Annotated in this window: 11 protein-coding genes and 1 rRNA gene; all 12 read left to right on the top strand. The window is 71.9% G+C overall.

Features of this window, described 5'->3' with window-relative positions; genetic code table 11:
- The first annotated feature begins 104 nt into the window (after positions 1-104).
- Positions 105-1,208 carry a phenylalanine--tRNA ligase subunit alpha gene (pheS, locus tag CcI156_RS17410; RefSeq protein ID WP_076806925.1) on the top strand — a complete coding sequence of 368 codons (1,104 nt, stop codon included), beginning with the start codon at positions 105-107 and terminating at the stop codon, positions 1,206-1,208.
- Between the two features lie 3 nt (positions 1,209-1,211).
- Positions 1,212-3,758, top strand: a complete 2,547-nt coding sequence (gene pheT, locus CcI156_RS17405; RefSeq protein WP_076806887.1) for a phenylalanine--tRNA ligase subunit beta — start codon at positions 1,212-1,214, stop codon at positions 3,756-3,758.
- Positions 3,759-3,822: 64 nt separating this feature from the next.
- A complete protein-coding gene (gene argC / locus CcI156_RS17400; RefSeq protein ID WP_011437560.1) occupies positions 3,823-4,851 on the top strand; it encodes an N-acetyl-gamma-glutamyl-phosphate reductase in 1,029 nt (342 codons plus the stop codon).
- A gap of 127 nt (positions 4,852-4,978) precedes the next feature.
- Positions 4,979-6,145, top strand: coding sequence for a bifunctional glutamate N-acetyltransferase/amino-acid acetyltransferase ArgJ (gene argJ / locus CcI156_RS17395; protein ID WP_076806885.1), 1,167 nt, complete (start codon positions 4,979-4,981; stop codon positions 6,143-6,145).
- The gene (gene argB / locus CcI156_RS17390) at positions 6,142-7,230 is read left to right on the top strand and encodes an acetylglutamate kinase (RefSeq protein ID WP_076806883.1); all 1,089 of its coding nucleotides are present in this window, start codon (positions 6,142-6,144) and stop codon (positions 7,228-7,230) included. The genes argJ and argB overlap by 4 nt, the downstream gene beginning before the upstream one ends.
- The gene (locus CcI156_RS17385; RefSeq protein WP_076806881.1) at positions 7,227-8,561 is read left to right on the top strand and encodes an acetylornithine transaminase; all 1,335 of its coding nucleotides are present in this window, start codon (positions 7,227-7,229) and stop codon (positions 8,559-8,561) included. The genes argB and CcI156_RS17385 overlap by 4 nt, the downstream gene beginning before the upstream one ends.
- Positions 8,558-9,580 carry an ornithine carbamoyltransferase gene (gene argF, locus CcI156_RS17380; RefSeq protein ID WP_076806879.1) on the top strand — a complete coding sequence of 341 codons (1,023 nt, stop codon included), beginning with the start codon at positions 8,558-8,560 and terminating at the stop codon, positions 9,578-9,580. The genes CcI156_RS17385 and argF overlap by 4 nt, the downstream gene beginning before the upstream one ends.
- Entirely contained in the window at positions 9,577-10,227 is a 651-nt protein-coding gene (argR, locus tag CcI156_RS17375; protein WP_023841505.1) for an arginine repressor, read from the top strand. The genes argF and argR overlap by 4 nt, the downstream gene beginning before the upstream one ends.
- Before the next feature lie 165 nt (positions 10,228-10,392).
- Positions 10,393-11,595, top strand: a complete 1,203-nt coding sequence (locus tag CcI156_RS17370; protein WP_076806877.1) for an argininosuccinate synthase — start codon at positions 10,393-10,395, stop codon at positions 11,593-11,595.
- 77 nt (positions 11,596-11,672) lie between these two features.
- Positions 11,673-13,067: an argininosuccinate lyase gene (gene argH, locus CcI156_RS17365; RefSeq protein WP_011437553.1), complete on the top strand. Its 1,395-nt coding sequence runs from the start codon at positions 11,673-11,675 to the stop codon at positions 13,065-13,067.
- A 26-nt stretch (positions 13,068-13,093) separates the two neighbouring features.
- A complete protein-coding gene (locus CcI156_RS17360) occupies positions 13,094-13,732 on the top strand; it encodes a DNA-3-methyladenine glycosylase (protein WP_011437552.1) in 639 nt (212 codons plus the stop codon).
- 567 nt (positions 13,733-14,299) lie between these two features.
- A 16S ribosomal RNA gene (locus tag CcI156_RS17355) occupies positions 14,300-14,649 on the top strand; the annotation flags it as partial.

The following is a 14,649-nucleotide window of genomic DNA, read 5'->3' as shown; positions in this document are numbered from 1 at the left end:
AGGACCGGACACCCCAGGACCGGACGAACCCCGCCGCAGGCCGGACGACCCCGGCTTCCCGCCGGGATGACCCTGCTTTTCACCCGATGACGAGGATGAGCATCGTGCCCGCCCCTGGAGAGACTGTCGACCCGTCCCGGGTCCACGCCCTCGACCCCGATCAGCTCGACGCGGCCGTCAACGCGGCGCGGGAGTCGATCCGCGCCGCCGCCGATCTCGACGCGCTGGCAGCCGTCCGTACCGCCCACATCCAGGGTGCCTCCGCACCGCTGGTGCTGGCCCGCCGGGAGCTCGGTGCCCTGCCCCGTGCGGAGCGTGCCGACGCCGGTCGCCGGCACAACGCCGCCCGCACGGCCGTACAGGCCGCCTACGACGCCCGGCTGGCCGAACTCACCGCCGAACGCGACGCCCGGGTGCTGCGCGAGGAACGGGTCGACGTGACCCTGCCCGTCGACCGCCGCCGCCGTGGTGCCCGCCACCCGCTGACCGCCCTGTCCGACCGGCTTGCCGACGTGTTCGTGGCGATGGGCTACGAGGTCGCCGAGGGACCCGAGGTCGAACACGACTGGTTCAACTTCGAGGCCCTGAACATGGCGCCCGATCACCCGGCCCRCAGCGAGCACGACACGCTCTACGTCGCGCCGACCGGGGCGGGCCGGGTGCTGCGTACCCACACCTCCCCGGTGCAGATCCGCTCCCTGCTGAACCGCCCGCTGCCCGTGTACGTCGTGTGCCCGGGGCGGACATACCGCAACGACACCATCGATGCGACGCACTCGCCGGTCTTCGGCCAGCTCGAAGGTCTGGCCGTGGACAGGGGCATCACCATGGCGGACCTGCGCGGCACCCTGGAGGTCTTCGCCCAGGCGTTGTTCGGGGCGGGCCTGTCGACGCGGCTGCGCCCGTCGTTCTTCCCGTTCACCGAGCCGTCCGCGGAACTGGACGTGCAGTGCTTCGCCTGCCGCGGGGAGGCGGCCCGCCAGCCCTGTCGGGTCTGTTCGGACGAGGGCTGGATCGAGGCCGGCGGCTGCGGCATGGTCGACCCGCACGTCCTGCGGGCCGCGGGGGTCGACCCGACCCGGTACAGCGGTTTCGCGTTCGGGATGGGGCTGGAACGGGCCGCGATGGTCCGCCATGGCATCCGGGAGATCCGCGATTTCGTCGACGGTGACGTCCGGTTCAGCCTGCCGTTCGGAATCGAGGACTGACCCATGCTGATCGTGATGTCCTGGCTGCGGGAGTATGTGGCGGGGCTGCCGCCCACGCGGGCCGTCGCCGACGCGTTGATCCGGGCCGGTTTCGAGGTCGAGGGACTGCGTAGCGTCGGGGGCGAGTTCTCCGGCGTGGTCGTCGGGGAGATCGTCGACTTCGAGATCGTCGAGACGAAGAAGAAGGCCGTCCGCTGGTGCCAGGTCCGGGTCGCCGAGAGCGCCGGAGCCGAGGATGCCGGAGCCGAGAGCGCCGGATCCAGGGGCGAGGGCGTGCGCGGCGTCATCTGCGGGGCGCACAACTTCGCCGTCGGCGACCGGGTGGCGGTCGCGCTGCCCGGCGCCGTGCTGCCCGGCGGGTTCGAGATCACCGCGCGGAGGACCTACGGCCATGTCAGCGAGGGGATGATCTGCTCGGCCCGGGAACTGGGCCTCGGCGAGGAGTCCGACGGCATCCTGGTGCTCGCGCCGCGGGCGCCGATCGGCGCCGACGTCGCCGAGCTGCTCGATCTCGCCGACGAGGTGCTTGACATCGCGGTCACCCCGGACCGGGGCTACGGTCTGTCGGTGCGGGGGATCGCCCGGGAGGCGGCGACCGCCTTCGCGCTGCCGTTCACGGACCCGGGCGCGCCGGCGGACCCGGCAGCCGTCCCGGGGCCCGCCAGGGAGGCCTATCCGGTCGTCGTCGAGGACACCGCGGCGTGTGACCGCTACGTCGCCCGGGTGGTGACCGGGGTCGACTCGCGGRCCACCACCCCGCTGGGGTGGCAGCGGCGGCTGTCGCTGTCCGGGATGCGGTCAATCTCGGTGCCGGTCGACGTCACCAACGCCGTGCTGCTGGGCCTCGGCCAGCCGTTGCACGCCTTCGACCGGGCGAAGCTGGCCGGCGCGATCATTGTGCGCCGGGCCGTCGCCGGAGAGACGCTGCGCACCCTCGACGGGGTCGACCGCACTCTCGACCCCGAGGATCTGGTCATCGCCGACGACACCGGTCCGATCGCGCTCGCCGGGGTGATGGGCGGGGCCAGCACGGAGGTGTCCGCGACGACCACCGACATCGTCCTCGAGGCTGCGCACTTCGACCCGATCACGGTGGCCCGCACCGCCCGCCGGCACCGGCTGTCCTCGGAGGCGTCGCGGCGTTTCGAACGCGGCGTCGACCCGGCACTCGCGCCGGTCGCCGCGGCGCTGGCCGTCGACCTGCTCGCCGAGCTCGCCGCCGCCCGTCCCGAGCCCGGCGTGACCGACCTGGACCACCGCCCCGCCCCGGCGCCGGTGACCCTGCCGCTGACGGAACCGGAACGCCTCGCCGGCCGGCCCTACCCCGCCGAGGTGGTGCGGCGCCGGCTCGTCGACGTCGGCTGCGCGGTGGCTGACGGGTCGGCGACCGRGGACCTGCCCGGTGTTCTGATCGCGACGCCGCCGTCCTGGCGTCCCGACCTGACCCGGCCCGCCGATCTCGTCGAGGAGATCATGCGGCTGGAGGGGTACGACACCATCCCGGTGACCCTGCCGTCGCTGCCCGCGGGGCGCGGGCTCACCGCCGCGCAGCGGATGCACCGCGCGGTGGGCCGGGCGCTGGCCCATGCGGGGTTCGCCGAGGTGCTTACCCTGCCGTTCGTACCCGAGGACGCCGCCGACGCGCTCAGCCTGGCCGCGGCCGACCCGCGGCGTGCGGCGGTCCGGATCGCGAACCCGATCGCCGAGGACGCCGGCTACCTGCGGACGACCCTGCTACCCGGACTGATCGCGGCGGCCGTGCGCAACATCGGCCGGGGGCAGCGCGATCTCGCCCTGTTCGAGAGCGGTCTGGTGTTCCGGGAACGCGAACGGATCCCGACGGACGTCGTCACCCCGCCGGTGGATCGTCGGCCCTCCGCCGCGGAGATCGCCGCTCTGGACTCGACCCTGCCCGGCCAGCCCCGCCACGTCGCCGCGCTCCTCACCGGGCGCCGTGAGCCAGGTGGCTGGTCCACGCCGGCCCGGGACGCGGACTGGGCGGACGCGGTGGACGCCGCGCACGTGGTCGCCGAGGCGGTGGGCGTGACCCTCACGGTCAGAGCCGGCAATGTCATGCCCTGGCACCCGGGCCGCCTCGCGGAGCTCTCGATCGACGGCCGGGTCGTGGGCCACGCGGGTGAGCTGCACCCCCGGGTGCTCAGCGACGTCGGGCTTCCGCCTCGGGCCGGCGCGATGGAACTGGACCTCGATGCCCTGATCGAGGTCGCGTCGGCGGCGCCGCCGATGATCGCGCCGACGATCTCCACCTATCCGCCCGCCGACCGGGATGTGGCGCTCGTCGTGCCGATCGAGGTGCCGGTCGCCGATGTGACGGCGGCACTGCGGGCCGGAGCCGGTGACCTGCTGGAGTCCCTGACCCTCTTCGACGTCTTCGAGGGCGCCCAGGTCGGGGTCGGTCAGCGCTCGCTGGCCTTCGGCCTGCGGCTGCGCGCCGGGGACCGGACGCTGACGGCCGCCGAGGCGAACGCGGTGCGGGACGCGGCGGTCGCCCGGGCGGCGGAGCTTACCGGCGCGTCCCTGCGCGCCTGAGGCCGAGACGGGTTACGCCAGCATCATTGCATGATCATGAGTTGGCGTGTATAAAATTGCAATCATGGGTGTGACGGTAGCAGTTGCGGGGGCGAGTGGGTACGGCGGCGGAGAGCTGCTGCGCCTGCTCCTCGCCCATCCCGAAATCAAGATCGGTGCGCTGGCCGCGAACGCGTCCGCCGGCCTGCCGGTGACGGAGGTGCATCCCCACCTGCCCGACCTGGAGGGCCGGGTGTTCACGGACGCGGCCGCGCTGGCCGGGACCGACGCGGACATCGTTTTCCTGGCGCTGCCGCACGGTCAGTCGGCCGCGGTGGCGGCCACCCTGCCCGACACCGTGCGGGTCGCCGATCTGGGTGCCGATCATCGGCTCGTCGACCCGGAGGCGTGGCGGCGCGCCTACGGGGGGGAGCACGCCGGGACCTGGACCTACGGCCTGCCCGAGCTCCCCTGGGCACGGGCGGAGATCGCCGCGAGCCGGCGAGTGGCGATTCCGGGCTGCTATCCCACGGCGACCTCTCTCGGGCTCGTGCCGCTGCTGGTCGGCGGCCTCGTGGAGCCCGCCGACCTGGTCGTTGTCGCGGCGAGCGGCACGTCCGGCGCGGGGCGCTCGGCCACGGTGAACCTGCTCGGCAGCGAGGTGATGGGTGACCTGACCGCCTACAAGGTGGGCACCCACCAGCACAGACCCGAGATCACGCAGACCCTCTCCCGGGCCGCCGGTATGACCGTGACGGTGTCCTTCACCCCGGTGCTCGCCCCGCTTCCCCGCGGCATCCTCGCGACCAGCACCGGCCGGGCCACCCCGGGCACCGACGCGGACGCCGTGTACGAGACGCTGCGGGCCGCCTACGCGGGGGAGCCGTTCGTCCGGGTGCTGCCGCCGGGGCGCTGGCCGCACACCGCGGCGACGCTCGGCGGGAACGCCGTTCATGTGCAAGGGACCTTCGACCCGGAGACCGGCCGGGCGATCGTCGTCACCGCGATCGACAACCTCGGCAAGGGCGCGGCCGGCCAGGCGCTGCAGTGCGCCAACCTGATGCTCGGCCTGCCCGAGACCGCCGGGCTGACCGCTCAGGGCATCGCCCCCTGACCGTTTTCGGCCCGGTAGATCGGTAGGTCGGTAGATCGGTCGGTAGATCGGTAGGTCGGTAAGGACGCGGGAGCATCGATCAGCAACATCGATCAGCAACGCGGCCAGGAGACAGGAGAGGGTTGAGTTGAGCGTTACCGCCCCACGGGGCTTCCGCGCCGCCGGAGTGGCGGCCGGGTTGAAGCCGTCCGGCCGTCCGGACGTGGCGCTCGTCGTCAACGACGGGCCGTCCGACGCCGCCGCCGGGATCTTCACCGCCAACCGGGTTCAGGCGGCTCCGGTGCTCTGGACCCRCCAGGTCCTCGCCGACGGCCGGCTGMGCGCCGTCATCCTCAACTCCGGCGGGGCGAACGCCTGCACCGGTCCGGCCGGATTCGCCGATACCCATGCCACGGCCGAGCACGTCGCCGGGGCGCTCGGCCTCGGTGCCGGCGACGTCGCGGTCTGCTCGACCGGTCTCATCGGCGTCCGCCTGCCCATGGACAACCTGCTCGCCGGCGCCACCAAGGCGGTGGCGGACCTCGCTGACACCGACACCGCCGGCGCCGCGGCTGCGGAGGCGATCCGCACCACCGACACCGTCGCGAAGGCCGCGGTCCGCACCTCGTCAACGACCCCGGGTGTCACCATCGGCGGGATGGGTAAGGGCGCGGCGATGCTGGCGCCGTCGCTCGCGACGATGCTCGTGGTGGTCACCACCGACGCCGTCGCGGACGCCGCCACCCTCGATCGGGTGATCCGGGCGTCCTCGCGGGTCAGCTTCGAGCGGGTCGATTCCGACGGCTGCCTGTCCACCAACGACACCGTGCTGCTGCTGRCCTCGGGCGCCGCCGGGGTGAGCCTGCCCGAGGCGGAGCTGACGGGGCTGGTCACCGAGGTGTGCATCGACCTCGCCCAGCAGATGCTCGGCGATGCCGAGGGTTCGACGAAGACCATCGCCATCACCGTGACCGGAGCCGCGACCGAGGACGACGGGCTGGAGGTCGGCCGGGCCGTCGCCCGCAACAACCTGCTCAAGTGCGCTCTGTACGGCAAGGACCCGAACTGGGGACGGGTGCTCGCCGCGATCGGCACCACGAAGGCCGTCTTCGAGCCCGACGCGCTGGACGTGTCCATCAACGAGGTGCGGGTCTGCCGGGCCGGGGCCCCCGGCGAGGACCGCGACCTCGTCGACCTGTCCGGCCGTGAGGTGCGCATCGGCGTCGATCTGCACGCCGGCGATGCCGAGGTCACCGTCTGGACGAACGACCTGACCGACGGGTACGTCTACGAGAACTCGGCGTACTCGACATGAACGCCCCGACCCGGACGCCGCCGCCTTCGAACGGTGGGCACGGCAGCACCGGCAGCACCGGCAGCACCRGCGACGCCGCCCCGGGCGGGGGCACCGGGCGGGGCCCGGCCGCCACCGCCCGCGGCCATGCGGCGCTCGCGAAGACCCAGGTCCTCATCGAGGCGCTCCCGTGGCTGTCGCGGTTCCAGGGCGCGACCATCGTCGTCAAGTACGGCGGCAACGCGATGACGGAGCCGGCGCTGCGCGAGGCCTTCGCCGCCGACGTCGTGTTCCTGCGCCACTCGGGGCTGCGGGTGGTCGTCGTGCACGGCGGCGGTCCGCAGATCACCGCGCATCTGGAGCGCCTCGGTGTCCCCTCAACGTTCGTCGGCGGCCTGCGGGTCACCACCCCACAGACCATGGACGTCGTGCGGATGGTCCTGCTCGGCCAGGTCAATCGGGACGTCGTGGGGCTCGTCAACGACCACGGCCCGTTCGCCGTMGGGCTGTCCGGTGAGGACGCCAACCTCTTCACCGCGCGGCGCCRCCCGGCGATCGTCGATGGCCGGGAGGTCGACGTCGGCCTGGTCGGCGACATCGTCGAGGTCCGACCGGAGACGATCAACGCCCTGCTCGGCTCCGGGAAGGTGCCGGTGGTCGCGTCGGTCGCCCGCGGCGTCGACGGCGGGGTCTACAACGTCAACGCCGACACYGCCGCCGCCGAACTCGCCGTCGCGCTCGGGGCTACGAAGCTCGTCGTCCTGACCGACGTCGAGGGCCTCTACGCGGACTGGCCGGCGAGCGACGAGGTGATCAGTGAGCTGAGCATCACCGAGCTCGAACAGCTCCTCCCCTCGCTCACCGCCGGCATGATTCCCAAGATGGAGGCCTGCCGGCGGGCGGTGCGTGGCGGTGTTCCGCAGGCGCACGTGCTCGACGGACGGGTGCCGCACGCGGTGCTCCTGGAGATCTTCACCGACGATRGCATCGGCACCTTGATCATGGCCGAGTCGGGCACCTCGCCTGAGCCGGGTACGCCCCCCGCACCCGCCGCGCGCCCGGCCGGGATCGTTCCGGCCGGCGAACCGACCGGAGGAACGCCATGAACGCCGAGATCGCTGAGAACCCAGTGAACCCAGTGAACCCAGTGAACGCCGAGATCGCTAAGGACGCCGATCTGATCGCCCGGCGGGACGCCGTCGTGATGGCGACCTACGGCCGACCCGCGATCTCCCTGGCCCGGGGGGCCGGCAGCCGGGTGTGGGACCATGACGGCCGCGAATATCTCGACCTGGTCGGCGGGGTAGCCGTCAGCGTGCTCGGTCACTGCCACCCGGCGGTCCGGGACGCCGTCGTCGGCCAGCTCGGCGCTCTCGGCCACGTGTCGAACCTCTATGCCAACGAGCCTCAGGTGCTGCTGGCCGAACGGCTCGTCGAGCTGCTGCGGGTCGGCGCGCCGAGCCCCGGGCTTCCGCCCGAGGGGGCGAAGGTCTTTTTCTGCAACTCGGGGGCGGAGGCCAACGAGGCAGCAATCAAGATCGCCCGCCGGACCGGCCGTCCGGAGATTATCGCCACCGAGGGCTCGTTCCACGGTCGGACCCTGGGCGCGCTGTCCATTACCGGTCAGCCGGCCAAGCGGGCACCGTTCGAGCCACTGCTGCCCGGCGTCCGGTTCGTGCCCTATGGAGACGGCGCGGCCCTGCGCGCCGCCGTCAGCGAGGCGACCGCGGCGGTGTTCCTGGAACCGACCCTCGGTGAAGGCGGTGTCGTGCCGCCGCCGACCGGCTACCTCGCCGCCGCGCGGGCTGTCTGTGACTCCGCCGGCGCGCTGCTGGTCCTGGACGAGGTACAGAGCGGCATCGGCCGGACCGGCTCGTGGTTCGCTCACCAGGCCGAGGGCGTGCTGCCCGACGTGATCACCCTGGCCAAGGGACTCGGCGGTGGCCTGCCCGTCGGCGCCTGCGTCGGCATCGGCGCGGCGGGGACGCTGTTGCGCCCGGGGGATCATGGCAGCACCTTCGGCGGCGGCCCGATCGTCTGCGCGGCGGCGCTCGCGGTGCTCGACACGATCGCCGCCGAGGGCCTGCTTGAACACGCGTCGCGGCTCGGGGAGCGGCTGGSCGCGGCGATCCGGGCGGCGGGCGTGCCCGGCGTGGCGGGGGTCCGGGGACAGGGGCTGTGGCGGGCGATCGAGCTCGACGGCCCGTTCGCGCCGGCGGTGGAGAAGGCCGCCCGCGAGGCCGGTTACCTGGTGAACGCCGTCGCCCCCGACGCCATCCGGCTCGCCCCACCGCTGATCCTCACCGCCGCCGAGGTGGACGCCTTCGTCGCGGCCCTGCCCGGCATCGTCGGCGACGCGCTCGCCGCCCGGGTTCCGTCGGCGCAGTCCGCGTCGGCGCAGTCCGCGTCAGCCCCGGGCTCTAGGGTCAGCGCATGACGGTCCGACACTTCCTTCTCGACACCGACCTGACCCCCGCGGAGCAGACCGCTCTGCTCGACCTCGCCGACGGGTTCAAGGCACGCCGCCGCGTCACCCGGCTGACGGAGCGTCCGCTCGCCGGGCGCTCGGTGGCGCTGCTGTTCGAGAAGCCGTCGACGCGCACCCGACTGTCGTTCGACGTGGGCGTCGCTGAGCTCGGCGGCCACCCGGTGGTGATCGACGCGGCGAGCGCGCAGCTTGGCCGGGGGGAGACCATCGAGGACACCGCCGCCGTGCTGAGCCGGTACGTCGACGCGATCGTCGTGCGTACCTTCGCGCWGGAGCGGCTGGAGCGGCTGGCGGCGGCGGCCACCGTTCCGGTGATCAATGCGCTGTCCGACCACGCCCATCCCTGCCAGGCCCTGGCCGACCTGCAGACGATCCGGGAGCGGCGGGGCCGCCTGGCCGGGCTGACCCTGACCTACCTGGGCGACGGCAACAACGTCGCGCACTCGCTGCTGCTCGCCGGCGCGTCGGCCGGCATGCGGGTGCACGTGGCCTCGCCGCCCGGCTATGAGCCGTTCGAGCAGGTGGTGCGGCACGCCAATGAGATCGGCATGGTGACCGGGGGGGAGGCGCTGGTGATGCACGACGCGCTGGAGGCCGCCGCCGGGGCAGACGTGCTTTACACCGACGTGTGGGCGTCGATGGGTCAGGAGAGTGAGTCGGACAGCCGCGCGTTGGTGTTCCAGCCGTACCGCCTCGACGAGAAGGCCGTCGAGGCCGCTTCGCCCGACGTGATCGTCATGCACTGCCTGCCCGCGCATCGGGAGCTCGAGATCACCACGTCGGTGATCGACGGACCCCGTTCGGTCGTGTTCGACCAGGCCGAGAACCGGCTGCACGCCCAGAAGGCCCTGCTGTCGATCCTGCTGTCCGAGGGCGTCGGTCCGACCGGCACCGCCGGAAGCGCGTCCGGGGTGGGGGGCGCATCGTCGGTGGGGGGCGCATCGTCGGTGGGGGGCACCGGGCGATGACCTCGGAAGCAGGCGCGGAGGCCGCGCGTGCCGCGCCGTTGACCAAGCACGCCCGCCAGGCTCGGCTGGCGGCGTTGATCGGTCAGCGCGGCGTGCGTTCACAGACCGAGCTCGCGCGTCTGCTGGCCGCCGAGGGCGTCCAGGTTACCCAGGCAACCCTGTCCCGTGATCTGGAGGACATCGGGGCGACCAAGGTGCGCGGTCCGGACGGCGGCTTGGTCTACGCGGTCGAGGCGAACCTCGCGCCGGCGGAGATCGTCCGGTTGTCGCTCACCCGGCTCTGCGAGGAACTGCTGGTCTCCGCGGAGGCCAACGGCGACCTGGTCGTGCTGCGCACACCGTCGGGCGCCGCGCAGCTGTTCGCCTCGGTGCTCGACCGGGAGGCGCTTCCGGGGGTCATGGGCACGATCGCGGGGGATGACACGGTGCTCGTCGTCTGCCGGTCGGCTCCCGCAGCCGAGGCCCTGGTCCGTCCGGAGAGCTCGGTCCGTCCGGAGAGTTCGGTCGGTCCGGGAGATCCCGCTGGTCAGGGAGGGCATGCTGGTCCGAGGGGTCCGGCACTCGCCGCTCATCTCCTGTGGCTCGCCGACGGCCGGGCGCGGGGAGCGTCGACGGGATCGTCCGCCGTGCCAGACCAGGATGCGTAGCGGTGCGCCGGCGACGCCGTGAACCGGCCTTCCCGGCATCCTTGATGAACATAGCGCTAATTTTTGCTAAAAATAGCACTCATCGGTTTTTCTTTAACCAGCCTGGCGTGATTTTCAATAATTCAACATGATTCTGATATAAAACGACATAAGGAGATAAGTACTGTGACCGAACGCGTCGTGCTTGCCTACTCGGGCGGCCTCGACACGTCCGTGGCCATCGGTTGGATCGGCGCCGAGACCGGCGCCGACGTCGTCGCGCTGGCGGTTGACGTCGGCCAGGGCGGCGAGGACCTCGAGGCCATCCGGCAGCGCGCCCTCACCTGTGGCGCGGTCGAGTCGATCGTCGTCGACGCCCGTGAGGAGTTCGCCGAGTCCTTCGTCGCTCCGGCGATTAAGAGCAATGCGCTCTACATGGACCGGTATCCGTTGATCTCGTCCCTGTCGCGACCCGTCATCGTCAGGCATCTGGTCGCCGCGGCCCGCGAGCACGGGGCGGACGCCATCGCGCACGGCTGCACCGGCAAGGGCAACGACCAGGTGCGCTTCGAGGTCGGGGTGGCGGCGCTCGCCCCCGGGCTGAGCGTGCTCGCCCCGGTGCGCGACTCGGGGATGACCCGGGACAAGGCGATCGCCTTCGCGGAGGAACGCGGCCTGYCGATCGACGTGTCGAAGAAATCGCCGTATTCCATCGACCAGAACCTGTGGGGCCGCACCGCCGAGTGCGGCGTCCTCGAGGACCCGTGGGCCCAGCCGCCGGAGGATGTCTTCGTCTACTCCGCGGACCCCACCGTCGCGCGGATCCCCGACGAGGTGACCATCTCGTTCATCGACGGTGTCCCGGTGGGGTTGGACGGGCGCTCCCTCCCGCTCGCCGATCTCGTCGCCGAGCTCAACGTCCGGGCGGGCGCCCACGGCGTGGGCCGGATCGACCTGATCGAGGACCGGCTCGTCGGCATCAAGAGCCGGGAGATCTACGAGTGCCCGGCGGCGATCACSCTGCTAACGGCCCACCGGGACCTCGAGGACCTCACGCTTGAGCGGGACGTCGCCCGGTTCAAGCGGGGCRTCGACCAGCGGTGGGGTGAGATCGTCTACGACGGTCTGTGGTACTCGCCGCTGAAGAGCGCGTTGGACGCCTTCGTCGACTCCGCCAGCGCCGGAGTGTCCGGGGAGGTGCGGATCCGGCTCGTGGGTGGCGTCGCCCAGGTCGTCGGCCGGCGCAGCCCGGCCAGTCTGTACGACCACGCACTGGCCACCTACGACGCCGGCGACCAGTTCGACCAGCGCGACGCCCGCGGGTTCATCGAGCTCTGGGGTCTGCCGACGAAGGTCTGGGCGGCGCGCGAGCAGCGGCTGAACCCGTGACCGCGACGCACCCGCCCGGCGGGAACGACACGACGCGCAGAGGGCCCGGTGACGGGGCGCCCGGTGACGGGGCGCCGATGCGGCTGTGGGGCGGGCGCTTCGCCGGCGGCCCGGCGGAGGCGCTCGCCCGGCTGTCGATAAGCGTCCAGTTCGACTGGCGGCTGGCGCCCTACGATCTGCTCGCGTCGAAGTCGCACGCCCGGGTCCTGCACCGGGCCGGGTTGCTCGACGCCGACGAGCTCGCGGCGATGCTCGCCGCCCTGGACGAGCTCTCCGACGCGGTCGCCCAGGGCCGGTTCCGCCCGACCGTCGAGGACGAGGACGTCCACACCGCCCTCGAACGTGGTCTGCTCGAACGGCTCGGAACGCTGGGCGGAAAGCTGCGGGCCGGCCGGAGCCGCAACGACCAGGTCGCCACCGACCTGCGGCTCTACCTGCGGGACTCGGCCCGCGAGGTGGCCGCGCGGCTGACCGAGTTGTCCCACGCGCTGGTCGTGCTTGCCGAGCAGCACGTCGACACCCCGGCCCCCGGGATGACCCACCTGCAGCACGCCCAGCCGATCTCCTTCGGTCATCAGCTGCTGGCACACGTGCAGGCGTTCGTCCGGGACATCGACCGGTTGCGCGACTGGGACGTCCGGGCGTCGGTGAGCGCCCTGGGGGCCGGGGCACTGGCCGGTTCCTCGCTGCCGCTCGACCCGCAGGGGGTGGCCGCGGAGCTGGGGTTCGACCGGGCGTTCGCCAACTCCCTCGACGCGGTCTCCGACCGGGACTTCGCCGCCGAGTTCCTGTTCGTGGCGGCCCTGATCGGGGTGCACCTGTCGCGGCTCGGCGAGGAGATCGTGCTCTGGACGACGAGGGAGTTCGGCTGGGTCGAACTGGACGACGCCTTCGCGACCGGTAGCTCGATCATGCCGCAGAAGAAGAACCCGGACGTCGCGGAGCTGGCCCGGGGGAAGTCCGGCCGGCTCATCGGGGATCTGACCGGTTTCCTGGCCACCCTCAAGGGACTGCCGCTCGCCTACGACCGCGATCTGCAGGAGGACAAGGAGCCGGTCTTCGACGCGGTCGACACCCTGCTGCTGGTGTTGCCCGCGCTGACCGGCACGGTTGCGACCATGCGGGTCCGTCGCGAGCGGCTCGTCGCCGCGGCGCCCGACGGCTTCGCGCTGGCCACGGATGTCGCCGAGTACCTGGTGCGCCGAGGGGTGCCGTTTCGTCAGGCGCACGAGGCGGTCGGCCAGTTCGTGTCGTGGTGCGTGGCCCACGACGTCGATCTCGACGAGGTGTCGGACGACGATCTCGGTATGATCAACCCCCTGCTCACCCCGGACGTGCGCGAGGTGCTGTCGGTGCGGGGAGCGCTGGAGGCCCGCTCGGCCCCCGGCGGGACCGCTCCCGACCGGGTCCGCGAGCAGATCGCCGCGTTGCGTCCGGTGCTGGACCGGGACCAGGCCTGGGCGGTGGGCTGACGGCACTACCCGAATCCTCGCCCGGCATGGCACCGACGGACGGTGCCGCGCCGGACGGGGTGGACTTCTATGACCGGCCCGTTCTGGCCGTCGCACCGGCTCTTCTTGGTGCGACGGTCTGGCACGGGCCGGTCGCCGTTCGGATCACCGAGGTCGAGGCGTACGGGGGGCTGGACGATCCCGCCTCGCACGCCTACCGCGGCCCGACGCCGCGCGCGGCCGTCATGTTCGGACCGCCGGGACGGGCCTACGTCTACCTCAGTTACGGCGTCCACTGGTGTCTGAACGTAGTGTGCGGACCGGTCGGTTCGGCGTCGGCCGTGCTCCTGCGCTCCGGAGAGGTCGTGGCGGGTCGTGACCTCGTGGCGGGCCGTTTCCCGCGCCTGGTCGAGGCGGACCTGGCGCGTGGCCCCGGCCGGTTGGGACGGGCGCTCGCCGTGACCGGCGCATTGAGCGGAACCACGATCACCGGCCCGGGGCCGGTCACGGTGGCACTGGCCGGGGGCCGGGGGATCCGTCCTCCCGGCCCGCCCGGTATCTCCGGCGGCCGGGTCCGCCGCGGCCCCCGGGCGGGGATTCGGGTGGCGACCGAATGGCCCTGGCGATTCTGGCTCGCTGGCGAGGCGACGGTCAGCGGCCCGCGGCCGCCGCGTCGACCCAGGTGAGTCGACCCGGTGATGCTCTGGCCCGTGTTCCGGGTGTCAGTCTTCCGGCCCAGACCATCAAGCGTCCCATATCAGAAGATCACAACGAACTGGTCTTGAGAAGGTGTGACGTACATCACATATCTTGGTAAGGGATTGATTTGACGTCCCCCGTCATCCACCCGTAATGTTCTCTCTGTCAGCGAGACACCGGATCCGCCGAGTACCACGGATGCGGTCGGTGACTGCCCCCCCGAGGGGCGCGTGTGGCAGATGTACGGCAGCCCCCGTCTGGGGAGTAACTGACGAGCATCCTCCAGAATTTTGTAAGAAGCCAGCAAGCCGCCTGAGGGCGACGTCTTGCGACGTCTACTCAGTAGCGCCTGCTCCTTGAGAACTCAACAGCGTGCCGATTGTCAGTGCCAATTGTTTTACCCCGTTCATGGCCTGGCTGGGTGGTGTCCCACGTGGTGGGGTGGCTGTCTGGTTGGGTTGTGAGGGRTTCCTTTGGACACGGTGGTGGGCCTGTGAGGGTCTGCTGTCGATGTCGGGGTCTGTCGATGTTTTTGYATCGGCGCTCTCAATGCATTGATGGAGAGTTTGATCCTGGCTCAGGACGAACGCTGGCGGCGTGCTTAACACATGCAAGTCGAGCGGGGAGCTTCGGCTCTCAGCGGCGAACGGGTGAGTAACACGTGGGCAACCTGCCCCGAGCTCTGGAATAACCTCGGGAAACCGGGGCTAATGCCGGATATGACATTGCCGGGCATCTGGTGGTGTGGAAAGATTTATCGGCTCGGGATGGGCCCGCGGCCTATCAGCTTGTTGGTGGGGTGATGGCCTACCAAGGCGACGACGGGTAGCCGGCCTGAGAGGGCGACCGGCCACACTGGGACTGAGACACGGCCCAGACTCCTACGGGAGGCAGCAGTGGGGAA

This window comes from Frankia sp. CcI156 (assembly GCF_001983015.1).
Lineage (GTDB): Bacteria > Actinomycetota > Actinomycetes > Frankiales > Frankiaceae > Frankia > Frankia casuarinae.
Note: the sequence above shows the minus strand (reverse complement) of the source record. Positions and strands in the feature narration are given on the sequence as shown.

What these genes read in the sequence shown, in the direction of transcription:
- argH (WP_011437553.1), top strand. Translation starts at nt 11,673, where the DNA reads ATGCGGCTGTGGGGCGGGCGCTTCGCCGGCGGCCCGGCGGAGGCGCTC.
- argC (WP_011437560.1), top strand. Translation starts at nt 3,823, where the DNA reads ATGGGTGTGACGGTAGCAGTTGCGGGGGCGAGTGGGTACGGCGGCGGA.
- CcI156_RS17360 (WP_011437552.1), top strand. Translation starts at nt 13,094, where the DNA reads ATGGCACCGACGGACGGTGCCGCGCCGGACGGGGTGGACTTCTATGAC.
- argR (WP_023841505.1), top strand. Translation starts at nt 9,577, where the DNA reads ATGACCTCGGAAGCAGGCGCGGAGGCCGCGCGTGCCGCGCCGTTGACC.